Here is a 15,552-nt window from a genome sequence, read left to right as displayed (position 1 = left end):
TAGCTACCCTAGCAGCACTAGGCATAGGAGAACTAGGTTCGTGCGGGACGTCGCGTCGCCGGCCGCCTGGTCGCCGCGCGATAGGCCGACACCGTCGGCTCGCCGTCGAGCCAGAAGCGCCACGGATACAGGTCGGCGCGGCCGCCGTCGCCGCTCACGCCCACGCGCGGCCCGGACAGCACGCTGCCCCACGGCGCCTCGGGGACCTCCAGCACCACCCCGCCTTCCGGGTCGGTCACGTCGGCGCCGTCGTCGGACAGGTCGAGGCCGAGCGCCACGGTGAGGCGCGCGGGACCGCGTGCCAGGTCGCGGTCGGTGCGCACGACGCCGGAGGCGAGACGCCGGGCGCGCGCGAGGGCCACCCCGGCGGGGCCCGGGCCGGTCACCTCGCCGGCGCGCAGCAGCACCGCGGACGCCGTCCCGTCCGGGCCGCAGACCACGTTGGCGCAGTAGTGCAGGCCCAGGTGTCGGTACACGTAGAGCCGCCCGGGCTCGCCGAACATGGTCTCGTTGCGCCGGCTCGGGCCGCGGAAGGCGTGGGAGCCGGGGTCGTTCGTCCCGTCGTAGGCCTCGACCTCGGTGAGCCGCAGCGTGACGGCGCCGTCGGCGGTACGGCGGGTCAGCGTGGCGCCGAGCAGGTCGCGCGCGACGTCGACCACGGGCCGGTCGAAGAACCGGCGGGCGGGGACGGTCATGGGTGGGTCACTCGGGTTCGCTCCTGGGGTGTCCGCTCCATCAGATCAGCGCGCCGACCCCGTCCAGGTGCAGGTCGGCCCGTTCGCGGGTGCGCTCGCGCGCGTAGTGCTCCGCCTCGTCGGCCATCCAGCGCAGCCAGTGCTCGCGGGCGTCCTCGCCGTCGCGCGCCAGGCCGCGGCGCAGCCGCTCGGCGTCGTCCGCCTGGACCCAGATGCGGAACGCGCCCAGCGCGTCCACCTGGCGCGCGCCCGCGCCGCAGCCCTCCACCACCAGGTGGGCCGACGGCGGGAGGTCGTGCCACTCGGCCCAGTCGCCCTCGACCCAGTCGTAGCGCCGGTAACGTACCTGCTCCCCCGCGGCCAGCGGGTCCAGGACCCAGCGACGGAGGTTCTCCGCGCCGCCGTCGGGGCCGGCCGCCCAGCCCTCGTAGAGGTCGTCCATGTGGATCACCGGCGCCTCCAGCGCGTCCGCGAGCTGCGCGGCCAGCGTCGTCTTGCCCGACCCGGCGGGCCCGTCGACGCAGATCAGCCGCGCGTCGACCACCCGGATCCGCCCCAGCACCTCACCCAGCACCCCTGGCGTGACGGTCATCCTGCTCCCCTCATCGGTCTACCCAGCGATTGTGCCCGGAATCCGCGCGGATTCCGGGCACAATCACTGGATTGCCGTCAGGACTCCGGCTGGGCCCAGAAGCGGAACTCCGTGGAGCGCTCCTTGGCGGCCTCGATCTGCTCGGCGACCCGTGCCGGGGCGGTGCCGCCCACGTTGTCGCGCGACGCGAGCGAGCCCTCGACGGACAGCACGGAGCGCACCTCGGGGGTGAGGTGCTCCGAGATCTTGGCCAGGTCCTCGTCGGACAGGTCCCACAGCTCGATGCCGCGCGCCTCGCACTCCTGCACGCAGGAGCCGGCCACCTCGTGCGCCACCCGGAACGGCACACCCTGCTTGACGAGCCACTCGGCGATGTCGGTCGCGAGCGAGAAGCCCTGCGGCGCGAGCTCGGCCATGCGGTCGGTGTCGAACACCATGGTGCGCACCATGCCCGTGAACGCGGGCAGCACCACCGTCAGTGTCGCCACCTGGTCGAACACCGGCTCCTTGTCCTCCTGCAGGTCGCGGTTGTACGCGAGCGGCAGGCCCTTGAGCGTGGTGAGCAGGCCGGTGAGGTCACCGATCACGCGCCCGGCCTTGCCGCGCGCGAGCTCGGCGATGTCCGGGTTCTTCTTCTGGGGCATGATCGACGAGCCCGTGGAGTACGCGTCGTCCAGCCGGACGAACCCGAACTCCTTGGTGTTCCAGAGGATGACCTCCTCCGCGATCCGGGACAGGTCGACGGCGATCATCGCGGCGACGAAGGCGAACTCGGCCGCCACGTCGCGCGAGGCCGTGCCGTCGATCGAGTTCTCGACCGGCCCGCCCTCCAGGCCCAGGTCGGCCGCCACGGCCGCCGGGTCCAGGCCCAGCGAGGAGCCGGCGAGCGCGCCGGAGCCGTACGGCGACTTCGAGGCGCGCACGTCCCAGTCGAGGAACCGGTCCACGTCGCGCAGTAGCGGCCACGCGTGGGCCAGCAGGTGGTGCGCCAGCAGCACCGGCTGCGCGTGCTGGAGGTGGGTGCGCCCCGGCATGGGGGCGTTCCCGGCGGCGGCCGCCTGGACGATGAGCTCGTCCACGAGGTCGAGCACCTGGGTGCCGATCGTGCGGGCCTGGTCGCGCAGGTACAGCCGCACCAGGGTGGCGATCTGGTCGTTGCGGGACCGGCCGGCGCGCAGCTTGCCGCCCAGCTCATCGCCGGCGCGCTCCAGCAGGCCGCGCTCCAGCGCGGTGTGCACGTCCTCGTCGTCGAGCACCGGCAGGAAGGCGCCCGAGACGACGTCCTGCTCCAGCACGTCCAGGGCGTCGATCATCCGGGCGAGCTCCGGCTCGGTGAGCAGGCCGGCGGCCGCCAGGGCGCGGGCGTGCGCCCGCGACCCGGCGATGTCGTACTGCGCGAGCCGCCAGTCGAAGTGCGTCGACTGGGACAGCGCGGACAGCTCCGGCGACGGCCCGCCGGCGAACCGGCCGCCCCAGAGGGCGACCTTCGGTCCGGTGTGCCCGCCGACGGCCCGCGGGGTCGCGTGGCCGACGTCCTTGCCGTCGTGCTCGCTCACAGCGCGCCCGCTGTCAGGTTCGCCGTGGCGCCGAGGTCCACGCCGTTGCCGAACTTCTCGTCGCGCGCGGCGGCGAGCTTGGCGGTGAGGCCGTAGATCTCGATGAAGCCACGGGCCTGCGACTGGTCGAACGCGTCGCCCTCGTCGTAGGTGGCGAGGTTGAAGTCGTACAGCGACTGCTCCGAGCGGCGCCCGGTCACGGTGGCCCGGCCGCCGTGCAGCACCATGCGGATGTCGCCCGAGACGTACTTCTGGGTGTCGTCGACGAAGACGTCCAGCGACTTCTTCAGCGGCGAGAACCACATGCCGTCGTAGACCAGCTCGCTCCAGCGCTGCTCGACCTGGCGCTTGAACCGGGCCTGCTCGCGCTCGAGCGTGACGTTCTCCAGCTCCTGGTGGGCCGCGATCAGCGCGATCGCACCCGGGGCCTCGTAGATCTCGCGGGACTTGATGCCCACGAGCCGGTCCTCGACGATGTCGATGCGGCCGACGCCCTGCGCGCCCGCACGACGGTTCATCTCCTGGATGGCCTGCAGCGGGGTGACGGGCACGCCGTCGATCGCCACGGGGATGCCCTGCTCGAAGGTGAGGATGACCTCGTCGGCCACCGGCGGGAACGTCGGGTCGTCCGTGTACGAGTAGACGTCCTTGGTGGGCTCGTTCCAGATGTCCTCGAGGAAGCCCGTCTCGACGGCGCGGCCCCACACGTTCTGGTCGATCGAGAACGGGTTCTTCTTCGTAGTCGCGATCGGCAGGTCGTGCTTCTCCGCGTAGTCGATGGCCTTCTCGCGGGTCAGCGCGAGGTCACGCACCGGCGCGATCGACTTCAGGTCGGGCGCGAGCGACGTGGTGGCCACCTCGAAGCGGACCTGGTCGTTGCCCTTGCCGGTGCAGCCGTGGGCCACGGTCGAGGCACCGAACTCGCGGGCGGCGCGCACCAGGTGCTTGACGATCACGGGGCGCGAGATGGCGGAGACCAGCGGGTAGCGGTCGAGGTACATGCCGTTGGCCCGCAGCGCGGGCATGCAGTACTCGGCGGCGAACTCGTCGCGCGCGTCGGCGACGTACGCCTCGACGGCGCCGCAGTCCAGCGCGCGCTGGCGGATGACGTTCATGTCCTCGCCGCCCTGGCCGACGTCGACGGCCACGGCGACCACCTCGGCCCCGGTGGCCTCGGCGATCCAGCCGATGGCGACGGAGGTGTCCAGGCCGCCCGAGTAGGCGAGCACGACGCGTTCAGTCATGATTGACGTTCTCTTTCCGGTGGTGGTGTTCGGGTGCAATTCTTGTGGGTTCTCAGGCGCTGAGCGCGAGGAAACGGCCCGCGAGTGCGGCGCCGTCGGCATCGCGCGCGATCACGAGGATCGTGTCGTCCCCCGCGATCGTCCCCAGCATCCCGGGGAAGACGGAGTGGTCGATGGCCGAGGCCAGCAGGTTCGCCGCGCCCGGCGGGGTGCGCAGCACGACGAGGTTGCCCGACGAGTCGGCCGAGACCAGCAGCTCCTTGGCGAGCCGGGCCAGCCGCGCGGACAGGTACTCCTCGCTCGCGTCGGACTGTGCGCTGCGGTCCCCGCCCTCACCCGGGACCGCGTAGACGAGCGTGCCGTCCGAGCCGCGCACCTTCTCGGCCTGCAGCTCGATCAGGTCACGCGACAGCGTGCCCTGCGTGACGCTCACGCCGTCGGCCGCCAGCACGTCGGCCAGCTCGGCCTGCGAGTGGATCGCGTTGCGCGTGACGATCGCGGTGATCCGGGCGTGCCGGGCCGCCTTGGTCGTGGCCGTCGTCGCGGTCTGCCGGGCGACCATCAGCCCTGCTCCAGGAGCCAGGCCAGCAGCGCCTTCTGCGCGTGCAGGCGGTTCTCGGCCTCGTCGAAGACCACGGACTGCGGCCCGTCGATGACGTCGGCGGTGATCTCCTTGCCGCGGTAGGCCGGCAGGCAGTGCAGGACGAGCGCGTCCGGGGCGGCGACGGCGAGCAGCTCCGCGTTGACCTGGTAGTCCCAGAACGGCTTGGACCGTGCCTCCGCCTCGGCCTCGTCGCCCATCGACACCCAGGTGTCGGTGGCCACGACGTCCGCCCCGGCCACGGCCTCCTTGGCGGACGTCGTCACGGTCACCGAGCCGCCCGTGGCCGCGGCGATCTCGGTCGCCCGGGCGACCACGGCGGCGTCGGGCAGGTAGCCCTCCGGGCCGGCGATCCGCACGTGCAGGCCGGCGGTCGCGCCGCCCAGCAGGTAGGAGTTGCCCATGTTGTTCGCGGCGTCGCCCACGTAGGCGAACGTGGTGCCGGGCAGGCTGTCCAGCCCCCGGTGCTGCGCCACCGTGAGCAGGTCCGCGAGGATCTGGCACGGGTGGAAGTCGTCGGTCAGGGCGTTGACCACGGGTACGCGCGAGACGGACGCCATCTCCTCGATGCGGTCCTGCCCGAACGTGCGCCACGCGATGGCGGACACCTGCCGGTCGAGCACGCGCGTGGTGTCCGCGACGGACTCGCGCACACCGATCTGGGCGAGGCGGCCGTCCACGACGAGCGGGAACCCGCCGAGCTCGGCGATCCCGGCCGCGAACGACACCTGGGTGCGCAGCGTCGGCTTGTCGGTGATGAACGCGACGGCCCGCGGGCCCTCCAGCGGGCGCTTCGCGTACCGGTCGGCACGCAGGGCGAGCCCGAGCTCCAGGACGGCCTTCTGCTCGGCGGGCGTCAGGTCGTCGTCGCGCAAGAAATGGCGGGTCATGCGAAGTCCTCCGGGAGGGAAGCGAAGAAGCGGGCGGCCTCCGTGGCCTGCTCGGCGGTCAGGATCAGGGGCGGGGCGAGCCGGATCGCGTCCGGCGCGACCGCGTTGACGATCAGCCCGGCCTCCAGGGCGGCGGCGGCGACCTGCGGCGCCACCGGCTCGTTGAGCACGACGGCGAGCAGCAGCCCTCGGCCGCGGACCTCCTTGACGAGCGGGCTCCCGCACATCTCGATCTCCTGGCGCAGCAGGGCCCCGACCTCGCGCACGTTGGTCAGCAGTCCGTCGCGCTCGATCACGCCGAGCGTCGCGAGTGCCGCGGCCGAGGCCACAGGGTTGCCGCCGAACGTGCTGCCGTGCTGGCCGCGGCCCAGCAGGCGGGCGGCGCCGCCGTACGCGATCACCGCGCCCACGGGGAAGCCGCCGCCGAGGCCCTTGGCGACCGTGACGACGTCGGGCACGATGCCGCCGCCGATCTCCGGCTGCTGGTAGGCGAACCACGAGCCGCACCGGCCGACGCCCGTCTGGACCTCGTCCAGGACGAGCAGCGCGCCGTGCGCCCGGGTCAGGCGGCGGGCGGCCGCGAGGTAGCCCGGGGGCAGGGGGCGGACGCCGGCCTCGCCCTGCACGGGCTCGACCACCAGGGCCGCGACCTCGCCGTGCTCGGCGACCGACTGCGGCGTGAACGCGGCCTCCAGGGCGGCCAGGTCGCCGAACGGCAGGTGCTCGACGCCGCCCGGGAGCGGCTCGAACGGCTCGCGGTACGCGGCCTTCGCGGTGAGCGCGAGCGCGCCCATCGACCGGCCGTGGAAGCCGCCCTCCAGGGCGAGCACGCGCGTGCGCGTGCCCACGCCGGACGACGTCGCCACGCGGCGCGTCATCTTGAAGGCCGCCTCGACCGCCTCGGTGCCCGAGTTGGTGAGGAACACGCGCGAGCCCTCCGGCGCCTCGGCCACGCGCAGCAGCGTCTCGGCGAGCGCGATCTGGGCGGGCGTGCCGAAGAAGTTCGAGACGTGCCCGAGCGTGCCGAGCTGGGCGCTGATCGCGGCCGTCAGCGTCGGGTGCGCGTGGCCCAGCGCGTTCACGGCGATGCCCGCGAGCAGGTCGAGATAGCGCTTGCCGTCGGCGTCCCACACGTAGGCGCCCTCGCCGCGCACCAGCACGCGCTGCGGCGGGCCGAACGTGTCCATCACCGCGCCCGAGTACCGCTGGGTCCATGCGGCGACGGAGCCGTCGGCCGTCAGGGCCGCGCCCTCGTCGGCCGGGATGACCGTGCTCATGCGTCCGTCCTTTCCTGGGGCCCCGCGACCACCATCGTGCCGTTGCCCCGCGTGGTGAAGACCTCCAGCAGCGCGCTGTGCGGCTGCCGTCCGTCGATGACCGTCGCTGCGCCCACGCCGCCCTCCACCGCGCGCAGGCACGCCTCCATCTTGGGCACCATCCCCGCCTGGAGGGTGGGCAGCAGCTCGGCCAGCTCCGGCGCCGTGATCCGCTCGACGAGCGAACCCTTGTCGGGCCAGTTCGTGTAGAGGCCCTCGACGTCGGTCAGCACGATGAGCTTCTTGGCACCCAGCGCCACCGCGAGCGCCGACGCGGCGGTGTCCGCGTTGACGTTGAGCACCTGGGTGGGGTCGTCCTTGTCGGGGGCGATCGTGGAGACCACGGGGATGCGCCCGGCCTGCAGCAGGTCCTCCACGGCGCGCGGGTCGACCTGGACGACGTCGCCCACGAGGCCGACGTCGACGGGCACGCCCTCGACGATCGCGTGCCGGCGCTGGGCGCCGAGCAGGCCGCCGTCCTCCCCCGACAGGCCGACGGCGACGGGGCCGTGGGCGTTGATCAGGCCCACGAGCTCCCGGCTGACCTGGCCCGTGAGGACCATGCGCACGATCTCCATGGCCTCCGGCGTGGTGACGCGCAGGCCGCCCTTGAACTCCGACTCGATGCCGAGGCGGTCGAGCATGGCGTTGATCTGCGGTCCCCCGCCGTGCACGACGACGGGCCGCAGCCCCACCTGCCGCAGGAACACCATGTCCTGCGCGAAGGCGGCCTTGAGCTCGGCGTCGATCATGGCGTTGCCGCCGTACTTGACCACGACGAGCGCGCCGGAGAACTCCTGCAGCCAGGGCAGGGCCTCGATGAGCACCTCGGCCTTCTGGTCGGGCCGCAGCCCGTTCACGATGTCGCTGCTCATGTGCTGTACGCGCTGTTCTCGTGGACATAGTCGTGCGTCAGGTCGTTGGTCCACAGGGTGATCTCGGCGTCGCCGGCGTGCAGGTCGATGGTGAACGTGACCTCGCGGGCCGCGGCCATGTCGACCTTCTCGGGCGGCTCGTGGGCGCCGCCGGCCTTGCAGACCATGACGCCGTTGACGCTCACGTCGAGCTCGGCCGGGTCGAACGGCGCGACGTCCTCGGGCACGGTGCCGACCTGGGACAGGATGCGGCCCCAGTTCGGGTCGTTGCCGAACACGGCGGCCTTGACCAGGTTGGAGCGGCTCACGGCGCGGGCCACGGCCAGCGCGGCGTCCTCGGTGGTCGCGTTCGTGACGGTGATGGCGATGTCGTGGGACGCGCCCTCGGCGTCGGCGACGAGCTGCCGCGCCAGGTCGGCGCAGATCTCCGTGACGGCCGCGGTGAGCGCGTCCAGGTCGGGCGTGACCCCGGAGGCGCCCGAGGCCATGAGCACCACGGTGTCGGAGGTGGACATGGCGCCGTCGGAGTCGACGCGGTCGAAGGTGACGCGCGTGGCGGCCCGCAGGGCGGCGTCCGCGTCCGCGGCGGGGACGACGGCGTCCGTGGTCACCACGCACAGCATGGTCGCCAGCGCGGGGGCGAGCATGCCCGCGCCCTTGGCCATGCCGCCCACGGTGAAGGTGCCCGACGGCGTCTCGACTGTCCGCACCGCCGTCTTGGCGACGGTGTCCGTGGTCATGATGGCGGTGGCGGCGGCCTGGCCGGCCGCGTCGTCGGCGGCGAGCGCGCCGACGGCGACGGGCACGCCCGCGAGCAGCTTGTCCGCGGCCAGGCGGACGCCGATCAGGCCGGTGGAGGCGACCAGCACGTCGATGGCGCCGATGCCGAGCTCGCCGGCGACCTTCTCCGCGGTGGCGTGCGCGTCCTGGAACCCGCCCGGTCCGGTGCACACGTTCGCCCCGCCGGAGTTGAGCACGACGGCGCGCGCGGCGCCGTCCTTCACCGCCTGGCGCGACCACATCACCGGCGCGCCGACCACGCGGTTGCTCGTGAACACCGCGGCGGCGGTGTGCTCGGGGCCGTCGTTGACCACGAGGGCCAGGTCCGGGGTGCCGGAGGCCTTGAGTCCGGCGGTGACGCCGGACGCCCGGAATCCTTGTGCCGCGGTGACGCTCACGGTGCGACTCCTTCGGTGATGAGGCCGGCGGTCTCCCGCAGGCCGAGGGCGAGGTTCATGGACTGGACCGCGGCGCCCGCGGTCCCCTTGACCAGGTTGTCGATGGCCGTGACCGTGACGACGCGGCGCGCGGCGGCGTCGACGGCGACCTGCACGAGGGCCGTGTTGGCACCGAGCGTCATCGCCGTGCTGGGCCACTGGCCCTCGGGCAGCAGGTGCACGAACGGCTCGTCGGCGTAGGCCGCCTCCCACGCGGCGCGGACCTGCTCCGGGTCGGCGCCCGGCGCCAGCCGGGCGGTGGCGGTCGCGAGGATGCCGCGCGCCATCGGCACGAGCGTGGGCGTGAAGCTGATGCCCACCTCGGGCGCGCCGGCAGCCCGCAGGTTCTGCTGGATCTCCGGGATGTGCCGGTGCGTGCCGCCGACGCCGTACGGCTGGGCCGAACCCAGGGCCTCGCTCGCCAGGAGGTGCGGCTTGAGCGCCTTGCCCGCGCCCGAGTAGCCGTTGGCCAGCACGGCCACGATGTCGGTGGCCTCGACCACGCCCGCCGCGACGCCGGGCTGCAGGCCCAGCGTCACCGCCGTGACGTTGCAGCCGGGCACGGCGATGCGGCGCGCGCCAGGGAGCTTGTCGCGCTGGCGGGGGGCGGCGGTCAGGTCGGGGATCGCGTGGGCGCCCGGGTTGGTCGCGCCGGAGTTGGCCGCGCCGGAGTTGGCCGCGCCGGAGTTGGCCGCGCCGGAGTTGGCCGCGCCGGCGCTCGGGGCCTCGGCGTGGATCAGCTCGGGCATGCCGTACGGCCAGGTCCCCGCGTGGGTCGAGCCGTAGAACTGCTCCCAGTCGGCCGCCGACTCCAGCCGGTGGTCGGCGCCCAGGTCGATGACCAGGACGTCGTCGGGGAGCTGGGCCGCGACCTGGCCCGACGCGCCGTGCGGCAGGCCGAGCACCACGACGTCGTGGCCGGCGAGCGTGTCGGGCGTGGTGGGCTCCAGGATGCGGTGCGCGAGACCGCGCAGGTGCGGCTGGACCTCGCCGAGGCTCGAACCGGCGCTCGCGTGCGCGGTGAGCGTGCCGATCTCGACGAAGGGATGGGCCGCGAGGAGGCGCAGTACTTCCCCGCCCGCGTAACCGGAAGCGCCCGCGACGGCGACTCGGATGAGCTGGCTGCTGGACATATTCGGTAGTGTACATAGTTATGCAGCCGGGGCGAAACCGGTGCCGGACGGTGGACGGGCGGGCCCGCCCCCGGGCCCCGCCGCACCCGACGTAGGCTCGGCTCATGCGTGCAGTCGTAGCCCGTGAGGCGGGCGGCCCCGAGGTCCTGTCGTACACCGAGCTCCCCGACCCGGAACCCGGGCCGGGGCAGCTCCTGCTCCGCGTCGCCGCGGCCGGCGTCAACTTCATCGACACCTACAAGCGCGGCGGCGTGTACCCGATGGAGTACCCGCACGTGGTGGGCGCCGAGGGCGCGGGCACCGTGGAGGCGCTGGGCGAGGGGGTCACCGGCTTCGCCGTCGGCGACCGCGTGGCCTGGCACGACGGGCCCGGCTCGTACGCGGAGCTGGTCGCCGTCGACGCCTCCGGCGTGGTGCACGTACCCGACGGCCTCGACCTGACCACCGCCGCCGCGCTCCCCCTGCAGGGCATCACGGCGCACTACCTCGTGCGGTCCACGTTCGAGGTGCAGCCCGGGCACGACGTGCTGCTGCACGCGGGCGCGGGCGGCGTCGGGCTGCTGGCCACGCAGCTCGCCGTGGCGCGCGGCGGCCGGGTCGTGACCACGGTCTCGACACCGGAGAAGGCGGCGCTGTCCGCCGCGGCCGGCGCGTCCCACACCATCGACTACGCCGCGATGGACGACCTCACCGCCGAGCTGCCCGCAGTCGTGCGCGAGCTGACCGACGGCCAGGGCATGCACGTGGTGTACGACGGCGTGGGCCGGACCACCTTCGAGGCGTCGCTGGCCTCGCTGCGCCCGCGCGGGATGCTCGTGCTGTTCGGGGGGTCGTCGGGCCAGGTGCCGCCGTTCGACCCGCAGCGCCTCAACCGGGGCGGCTCGCTGTACCTCACCCGGCCGACGATCGCGCACTACGCCCTCACGCGTGCGGAGCTGGAGTGGCGCACGTCGGAGGTGCTGTCGTCCGCGGCGTCGGGCGACCTGGACGTCCGCATTGGGGCGACCTACCCGCTCGCCGACGCCGGCGAGGCGCACCAGGCCCTGGAGTCCCGGGCGACCACGGGCAAGGTCCTGCTGATCCCCTGACCCCCTGCCCCCTCCTCCCTCGTTGAGTGCTGGGTATTTGTGGCTTCAAGCCGGTGGGAGCGACAAATACCCAGCACTCAGCGGGCGTGGGGCGGGGCGCGGTCGGCGGCTTGCGGGGCGGTCGGCAGCTTGCGGGGCGGTCGGCAGCTTGCCTTGAGGTCGGCACAGGCCTGTGCCGACCTCAAGGCAAACTGCCGAGTCTGTGGTGCAAACTGCCGACAGTGCTGCGAACTGCCGACGGCGACTACCGACCTCGCGCCAGCGGCAGCCGACCGGCGTCAGCACCCGACGGCCTGAGGGCGTCCGCGCCTGACTCGCATTGAGCGCCCGAGCACCGGCGTCGAACCGATCTAACGTTGGACCGTTTTAGCCCTCACGCAGGCCCAGGCCTTTACAGAGATCCGCGCGCTGGCGACAATTCACCCGTCCGGTTCGTTCCAGCTCGGAGGTTCAACGTGGTACTTCCTCGCTTCAGCCCGCTCAGGCTTGTTGCCGGTGCGGCGGCCGCCACCCTCGCCGCAGGCGTCCTCGCAGTCGCCCCTGCGGTCGCGACACCAGCCGACGGCGGTGGCTCCGTCGCCGCCCTTGCGGACGCCGCGCCCAGCACCGCCGCGCCCAGCACCGCCGCGCCCGCAAACGACGCCGCCATCCAGACCACGGTGCACCCGAGCCTCGTGCTCGACCGCGACTTCCCTGACCCCGACGTGTCGAAGTTCGGGAACACCTACTACGCGTACGCGACCAACCAGGGCAAGAACCTGCCCTGGGCCACCGCGCCCGACCCGGATGGTCCGTGGACGTTCCAGTCCACCGATGCCCTGCCGACCCTCGGCGCGTGGGCCAAGACCGGGCGCACCTGGGCGCCGGACGTCTCGCGGCGCGCCGACGGCAAGTACCTCCTCTACTACACGGCGTGGCACAGCGCGTCGGGGCGGCAGTGCATCGGCGCGGCGCTGGCCGACTCCCCCGGCGGCCCGTTCGCCCCCGTCGGCAGCGAGCCGCTCATCTGCCCGCTGGAGGCGGGCGGCGCGATCGACGCGTCCAGCTTCGTCGACACCGACGGCACCCGGTACATCCTCTGGAAGAACGACGGCAACGCCATCGGCGCCACCACCTGGATCCACGTGCAGCGCGTGGCCGCGGACGGCCTCACCTTCCAGGGCGGCGCCACCCAAGTACTGCGCAACGACCGGGCCGACGAGGCCGGCATCATCGAGGCGCCCGTCGTGACCAAGGTGGACGGCACGTACGTGCTCTTCTACTCGGCGGGCCCGTACAGCACCAACTCGTACGGCACCAACTACGCGGTGGCCAGCTCCATCACCGGCCCGTACACCAAGGCGTTCCGGTTCCTCATGACCACCGACTCGCTCGACGGCGCGGTGTCCGGACCCGGCGGCGCCGACGTGCTGCGGGACGCCGGGGGCGACAAGCTCGTCTTCCACGGGCACCGGGACGCCGGCGGGCGCGGCATGTACGTCGCCGACCTCGGCTGGGCGAACGGGAACCCCGTGGTGCGCGGCAGCCGGGTGCGCTACGAGGCCGAGCGCGGCACCCTGAACAACTGCACGGTCCGCGAGAACGCGGCCGGCGCATCGGACGGCAAGGTCGCCGCGTACATCGACCACGCGGACAGCTGGGTCGACGTCGGCTCGATCTACGTGCCGACGTCCGGCAGCTACACCCTGCACGTGGGGTACGCCAACGGCTCGACCGTGACGGCGTCGCACACGGTCACGGTCAACGGGGCGTCGGCCGGGTCCATCAGCTACCCGGTCACCGGCTGGGACAACTGGCAGCAGTCCAGCAAGGACATCACCCTCCAGGCCGGCTGGAACACCATCCGGCTGGGCAAGGGGACGGCGTTCACGGAGCTGGACTACATCGAGGTCGCGTAGCCGACGCCGACCGCCGCACCGCAGCCCGGCGATCGCGCCCGGGGCCGCCACGGTTCCGGGCGTGATCGCCGGGCTGTCGCGCATGATGTATCTTGACGTCAAGATACTCGACGGCGAGGAGTTGTGATGGCCGACTGGAACCCCGGCGCCTACCTGCAGTACACGGACGAGCGGTCGCGGCCGTTCACGGAGCTGGTCGCCCGCGTGCCCGGGTCGCCGGCAACGATCGTCGACCTGGGCTGCGGCCCGGGTCACCTCACCGCCGTGCTCCGCGCCCGCTGGCCCGAGGCCCGCGTCACCGGGGTGGACGCCTCACCCTCCATGATCGAGCAGGCCCGCGCCACCGACCCGGCCACGGAGTACGTGCTGGCCGACCTCGCCACCGACGGGCACACCGCCGACCTCGTCATCAGCAACGCGGCGCTGCAGTGGGTCCCGGGGCACCGCGAGCTCCTCACGGCGCTCGCCGACCGCGCCACGCAGACCTTCGCGTTCCAGGTACCGGGCAACCACGACGCGCCCAGCCACCGGCTCCTGCGGGAGGTCGCCGCCCGCGCGCCGTACGCCGACGTCGTCGGGCCGGTCGAGCGGCGGGCCACCGCCGACCCGGCCGAGTACCTGGAGATCCTGGCCCGGCCGGGCTGGGCCGTCGACGCGTGGGAGACCACGTACACGCACGTGCTGCAGGGGCCGGACCCGGTGCTGCGCTGGATCTCGGCGACCGGGGCGCAGCCCACCCTCCAGGCGCTGGAGGCGAAGGACCCGGCCCTGCGTGCCCGGTTCGAGGAGGAGTTCGGCGCGGCGCTCCGAGAGGCGTACCCCGAGCGCACGCACGGCACGCCGCTGGCGTTCCGCCGGGTGTTCGCGGTGGCCACGCGAGCCTGAGGCGGCGTCGGCCTGAGGCGGCGTCCGACGGCGGCGCGGCGCACGGCGCGCGCGCGGCGTCAGCCCTGCTGGGTGACCCGGGCCTCGAGCCCGGCGAGCTCGGTGTCGACGTACCGCCGCGTGCGCCGCCGCACCAGGTTGCCGAGCAGCCAGGCCAGCGAGCCGGTCTGCGTGATCGCGAGCGTCACGCGGGAGCGGCCGTCGGGCAGGGGCTCGACCAGGTGCTCCGCCTGCGTGGTCAGGCCCGGTGCCTCGCTGATCCACGCGAAGTGGCGCGGCGGGTCCCACTCGTCCATCAGCCAGATCGCGAGCGGCAGCCTGGGCTGCTCGATCCGCACCTGCGTGCCGACGTCCGGCGGGTTGGGCCCGTCGATGATCTCGACCGACGTCATGGACGACGTCCAGTCGGGCATGTGCTCGACGTCGGACAAGACCGCCCAGACAGCCTCGGGCGAGGCGTCGATCACGGCGGTGGTGCTGTAGCTCGGCATCGGTGCTCCTGTCCTGGAGGGGTGACGCCGGCGGCCGGCGTCACCCCCTAGTCTCGACCTCGGGGCACGATCTCGCGCCCGGCCGACACGCCTGAGGCGGACGCGCCCGAGACGGACGCGCCCGAGGCCGACCCGCCTCAGGTCAGCACGGGCGGCGTCGGCCAGGCGGGGGCGGTCAGGCCCTGCTCGAAGAAGAGGTATTCGTGCACCGACGAGATCTCGAACGCCCGCAGCATGCGCCGGCGCTCGTCCGGGGAGACCCAGCGAGCCGCTTCGTCGGCCAGGCGGCGGGCCTGCCGGGTCGACTCCTGGAAGGCCTCGTCGCCGTAGGTGCCGATCCAGGTCGCGTACGGGTGGCCCGCCAGGCCGCCGGGCCGGCGTCCGGCCAGGTCCACGAGCACGCTCCCGACGTGCGCGTAGAGCCAGTAGCAGGGCAGGAGCGCGGCGACGGCCTCGGCATAGCTGCCCGACGCCGCGGCGTGCAGGTGGCCGGTGTAGGCCGCGGTCACCGGGGACGGCTCGACCGCGGCGACGTCGCCCGCCGCGAACCCGGCGTGGGCGCCCAGCCAGTCGCGGTGGAGCGCCGTCTCGACCTCCAGCGCCGTCACGGACGACCGCGCGAGGAAGCCCTGCGCCGCCGGGTCGGGCGCCCCCTGCGCGGCGCGCGCCAGGACGCGCGAGTACTCGCGCAGGTAGGCGGCGTCCTGGGCGAGGTAGAACGCGAACGCCTCGGCGGGCAGCGAGCCGTCCGCGAGCGCCCGGACGAACGGCATGTGCTCGACGGCGTCGCGCCAGCCCGCGATGCGCTCCCACGCCTCCTCGGTGAAGGGGCGGACGACGGCGGGGTCGGACGGCACGCTCGGGTCGGACGGCACGCTCGGGTCGGACGGCACGCTCGGGTCGGACGGCACGGCGTCGGCCGGGGTCTCGGTGGAAACGGGGACAACAGAAGAAGTCACGATGGACATCCCTTCGCCAGCATGATCTGGATCAGGTTCGACGGGTGTGGTCTCAGCCCGGGCAGGGCACCCCGTGTCACGTGCCGCAGACGCTACCGGATGCCGCGGGTCG

Annotated in this window: 15 protein-coding genes and 1 riboswitch; of the genes, 3 read left to right on the top strand and 12 right to left on the bottom strand. The window is 73.5% G+C overall.

Going from position 1 to position 15,552, the window contains the following annotated elements:
• Positions 1–32: 32 nt before the first annotated feature.
• The 10 genes from ACH45N_RS11460 to ACH45N_RS11415 all read right to left on the bottom strand — a co-directional run bounded on the left by ACH45N_RS11460 (position 33) and on the right by ACH45N_RS11415 (position 10,119).
• On the bottom strand, positions 33–695 hold the full coding sequence (locus ACH45N_RS11460; protein ID WP_397393710.1) for a DNA-3-methyladenine glycosylase: 663 nt from the start codon (positions 693–695) through the stop codon (positions 33–35).
• A 40-nt stretch (positions 696–735) separates the two neighbouring features.
• Complete coding sequence (locus ACH45N_RS11455; RefSeq protein WP_397393708.1) at positions 736–1,287, bottom strand: uridine kinase; 552 nt, start codon at positions 1,285–1,287, stop codon at positions 736–738.
• Between the two features lie 77 nt (positions 1,288–1,364).
• Entirely contained in the window at positions 1,365–2,843 is a 1,479-nt protein-coding gene (gene argH / locus ACH45N_RS11450) for an argininosuccinate lyase (protein WP_397393706.1), read from the bottom strand.
• Positions 2,840–4,087, bottom strand: coding sequence for an argininosuccinate synthase (locus tag ACH45N_RS11445; protein WP_397393704.1), 1,248 nt, complete (start codon positions 4,085–4,087; stop codon positions 2,840–2,842). The genes argH and ACH45N_RS11445 overlap by 4 nt, the downstream gene beginning before the upstream one ends.
• Positions 4,088–4,139: 52 nt before the next feature.
• Positions 4,140–4,649 carry an arginine repressor gene (locus ACH45N_RS11440; RefSeq protein WP_397393702.1) on the bottom strand — a complete coding sequence of 170 codons (510 nt, stop codon included), beginning with the start codon at positions 4,647–4,649 and terminating at the stop codon, positions 4,140–4,142.
• On the bottom strand, positions 4,649–5,578 hold the full coding sequence (gene argF / locus ACH45N_RS11435) for an ornithine carbamoyltransferase (RefSeq protein WP_397393700.1): 930 nt from the start codon (positions 5,576–5,578) through the stop codon (positions 4,649–4,651). Before argF ends, ACH45N_RS11440 begins: the two co-directional genes overlap by 1 nt.
• A complete protein-coding gene (locus ACH45N_RS11430) occupies positions 5,575–6,855 on the bottom strand; it encodes an acetylornithine transaminase (RefSeq protein ID WP_397393698.1) in 1,281 nt (426 codons plus the stop codon). Before ACH45N_RS11430 ends, argF begins: the two co-directional genes overlap by 4 nt.
• Positions 6,852–7,769 carry an acetylglutamate kinase gene (gene argB, locus ACH45N_RS11425; RefSeq protein WP_397393696.1) on the bottom strand — a complete coding sequence of 306 codons (918 nt, stop codon included), beginning with the start codon at positions 7,767–7,769 and terminating at the stop codon, positions 6,852–6,854. Before argB ends, ACH45N_RS11430 begins: the two co-directional genes overlap by 4 nt.
• A complete protein-coding gene (gene argJ, locus ACH45N_RS11420; protein ID WP_397393694.1) occupies positions 7,766–8,947 on the bottom strand; it encodes a bifunctional glutamate N-acetyltransferase/amino-acid acetyltransferase ArgJ in 1,182 nt (393 codons plus the stop codon). The genes argB and argJ overlap by 4 nt, the downstream gene beginning before the upstream one ends.
• Positions 8,944–10,119, bottom strand: coding sequence for an N-acetyl-gamma-glutamyl-phosphate reductase (locus ACH45N_RS11415; protein ID WP_397393692.1), 1,176 nt, complete (start codon positions 10,117–10,119; stop codon positions 8,944–8,946). The genes argJ and ACH45N_RS11415 overlap by 4 nt, the downstream gene beginning before the upstream one ends.
• A 104-nt stretch (positions 10,120–10,223) precedes the next feature.
• Here ACH45N_RS11415 and ACH45N_RS11410 point away from each other — a divergent pair, with 104 nt between their 5' ends.
• The 3 genes from ACH45N_RS11410 (at position 10,224) to ACH45N_RS11400 (ending at position 13,990) form a co-directional block, all read left to right on the top strand.
• Positions 10,224–11,207: a quinone oxidoreductase family protein gene (locus ACH45N_RS11410; RefSeq protein WP_397393690.1), complete on the top strand. Its 984-nt coding sequence runs from the start codon at positions 10,224–10,226 to the stop codon at positions 11,205–11,207.
• A 455-nt stretch (positions 11,208–11,662) separates the two neighbouring features.
• Complete coding sequence (locus ACH45N_RS11405) at positions 11,663–13,105, top strand: family 43 glycosylhydrolase (protein WP_397393688.1); 1,443 nt, start codon at positions 11,663–11,665, stop codon at positions 13,103–13,105.
• 126 nt (positions 13,106–13,231) lie between these two features.
• Positions 13,232–13,990 (top strand): methyltransferase domain-containing protein, encoded by a 759-nt coding sequence (locus ACH45N_RS11400; RefSeq protein ID WP_397393686.1) that lies wholly within the window; start codon positions 13,232–13,234, stop codon positions 13,988–13,990.
• Between the two features lie 59 nt (positions 13,991–14,049).
• On the opposite strand, the gene ACH45N_RS11395 is transcribed toward ACH45N_RS11400, so the two are convergent.
• The gene (locus ACH45N_RS11395) at positions 14,050–14,481 is read right to left on the bottom strand and encodes an SRPBCC family protein (protein WP_397393684.1); all 432 of its coding nucleotides are present in this window, start codon (positions 14,479–14,481) and stop codon (positions 14,050–14,052) included.
• Positions 14,482–14,618: 137 nt separating this feature from the next.
• Positions 14,619–15,440: a TenA family protein gene (locus ACH45N_RS11390; RefSeq protein ID WP_397393682.1), complete on the bottom strand. Its 822-nt coding sequence runs from the start codon at positions 15,438–15,440 to the stop codon at positions 14,619–14,621.
• A riboswitch (TPP riboswitch) is annotated at positions 15,432–15,524 on the bottom strand. It overlaps the preceding gene by 9 nt.
• Between the last annotated feature and the right edge of the window lie 28 nt (positions 15,525–15,552).

The organism is Promicromonospora sp. NPDC019610, assembly GCF_044389365.1.
Taxonomy (GTDB): Bacteria; Actinomycetota; Actinomycetes; order Actinomycetales; family Cellulomonadaceae; genus Promicromonospora.
Note: the sequence above shows the minus strand (reverse complement) of the source record. Positions and strands in the feature narration are given on the sequence as shown.

Excerpts from the sequence above, each read along its gene's own strand:
- ACH45N_RS11400 (WP_397393686.1), top strand. The coding sequence starts at position 13,232 with ATGGCCGACTGGAACCCCGGCGCCTACCTGCAGTACACGGACGAGCGG.
- ACH45N_RS11415 (WP_397393692.1), bottom strand. The coding sequence starts at position 10,119 with ATGTCCAGCAGCCAGCTCATCCGAGTCGCCGTCGCGGGCGCTTCCGGT.
- ACH45N_RS11430 (WP_397393698.1), bottom strand. The coding sequence starts at position 6,855 with ATGAGCACGGTCATCCCGGCCGACGAGGGCGCGGCCCTGACGGCCGAC.
- argB (WP_397393696.1), bottom strand. The coding sequence starts at position 7,769 with ATGAGCAGCGACATCGTGAACGGGCTGCGGCCCGACCAGAAGGCCGAG.
- ACH45N_RS11440 (WP_397393702.1), bottom strand. The coding sequence starts at position 4,649 with ATGGTCGCCCGGCAGACCGCGACGACGGCCACGACCAAGGCGGCCCGG.
- ACH45N_RS11410 (WP_397393690.1), top strand. The coding sequence starts at position 10,224 with ATGCGTGCAGTCGTAGCCCGTGAGGCGGGCGGCCCCGAGGTCCTGTCG.
- ACH45N_RS11395 (WP_397393684.1), bottom strand. The coding sequence starts at position 14,481 with ATGCCGAGCTACAGCACCACCGCCGTGATCGACGCCTCGCCCGAGGCT.
- ACH45N_RS11445 (WP_397393704.1), bottom strand. The coding sequence starts at position 4,087 with ATGACTGAACGCGTCGTGCTCGCCTACTCGGGCGGCCTGGACACCTCC.
- ACH45N_RS11455 (WP_397393708.1), bottom strand. The coding sequence starts at position 1,287 with ATGACCGTCACGCCAGGGGTGCTGGGTGAGGTGCTGGGGCGGATCCGG.
- ACH45N_RS11460 (WP_397393710.1), bottom strand. The coding sequence starts at position 695 with ATGACCGTCCCCGCCCGCCGGTTCTTCGACCGGCCCGTGGTCGACGTC.
- argF (WP_397393700.1), bottom strand. The coding sequence starts at position 5,578 with ATGACCCGCCATTTCTTGCGCGACGACGACCTGACGCCCGCCGAGCAG.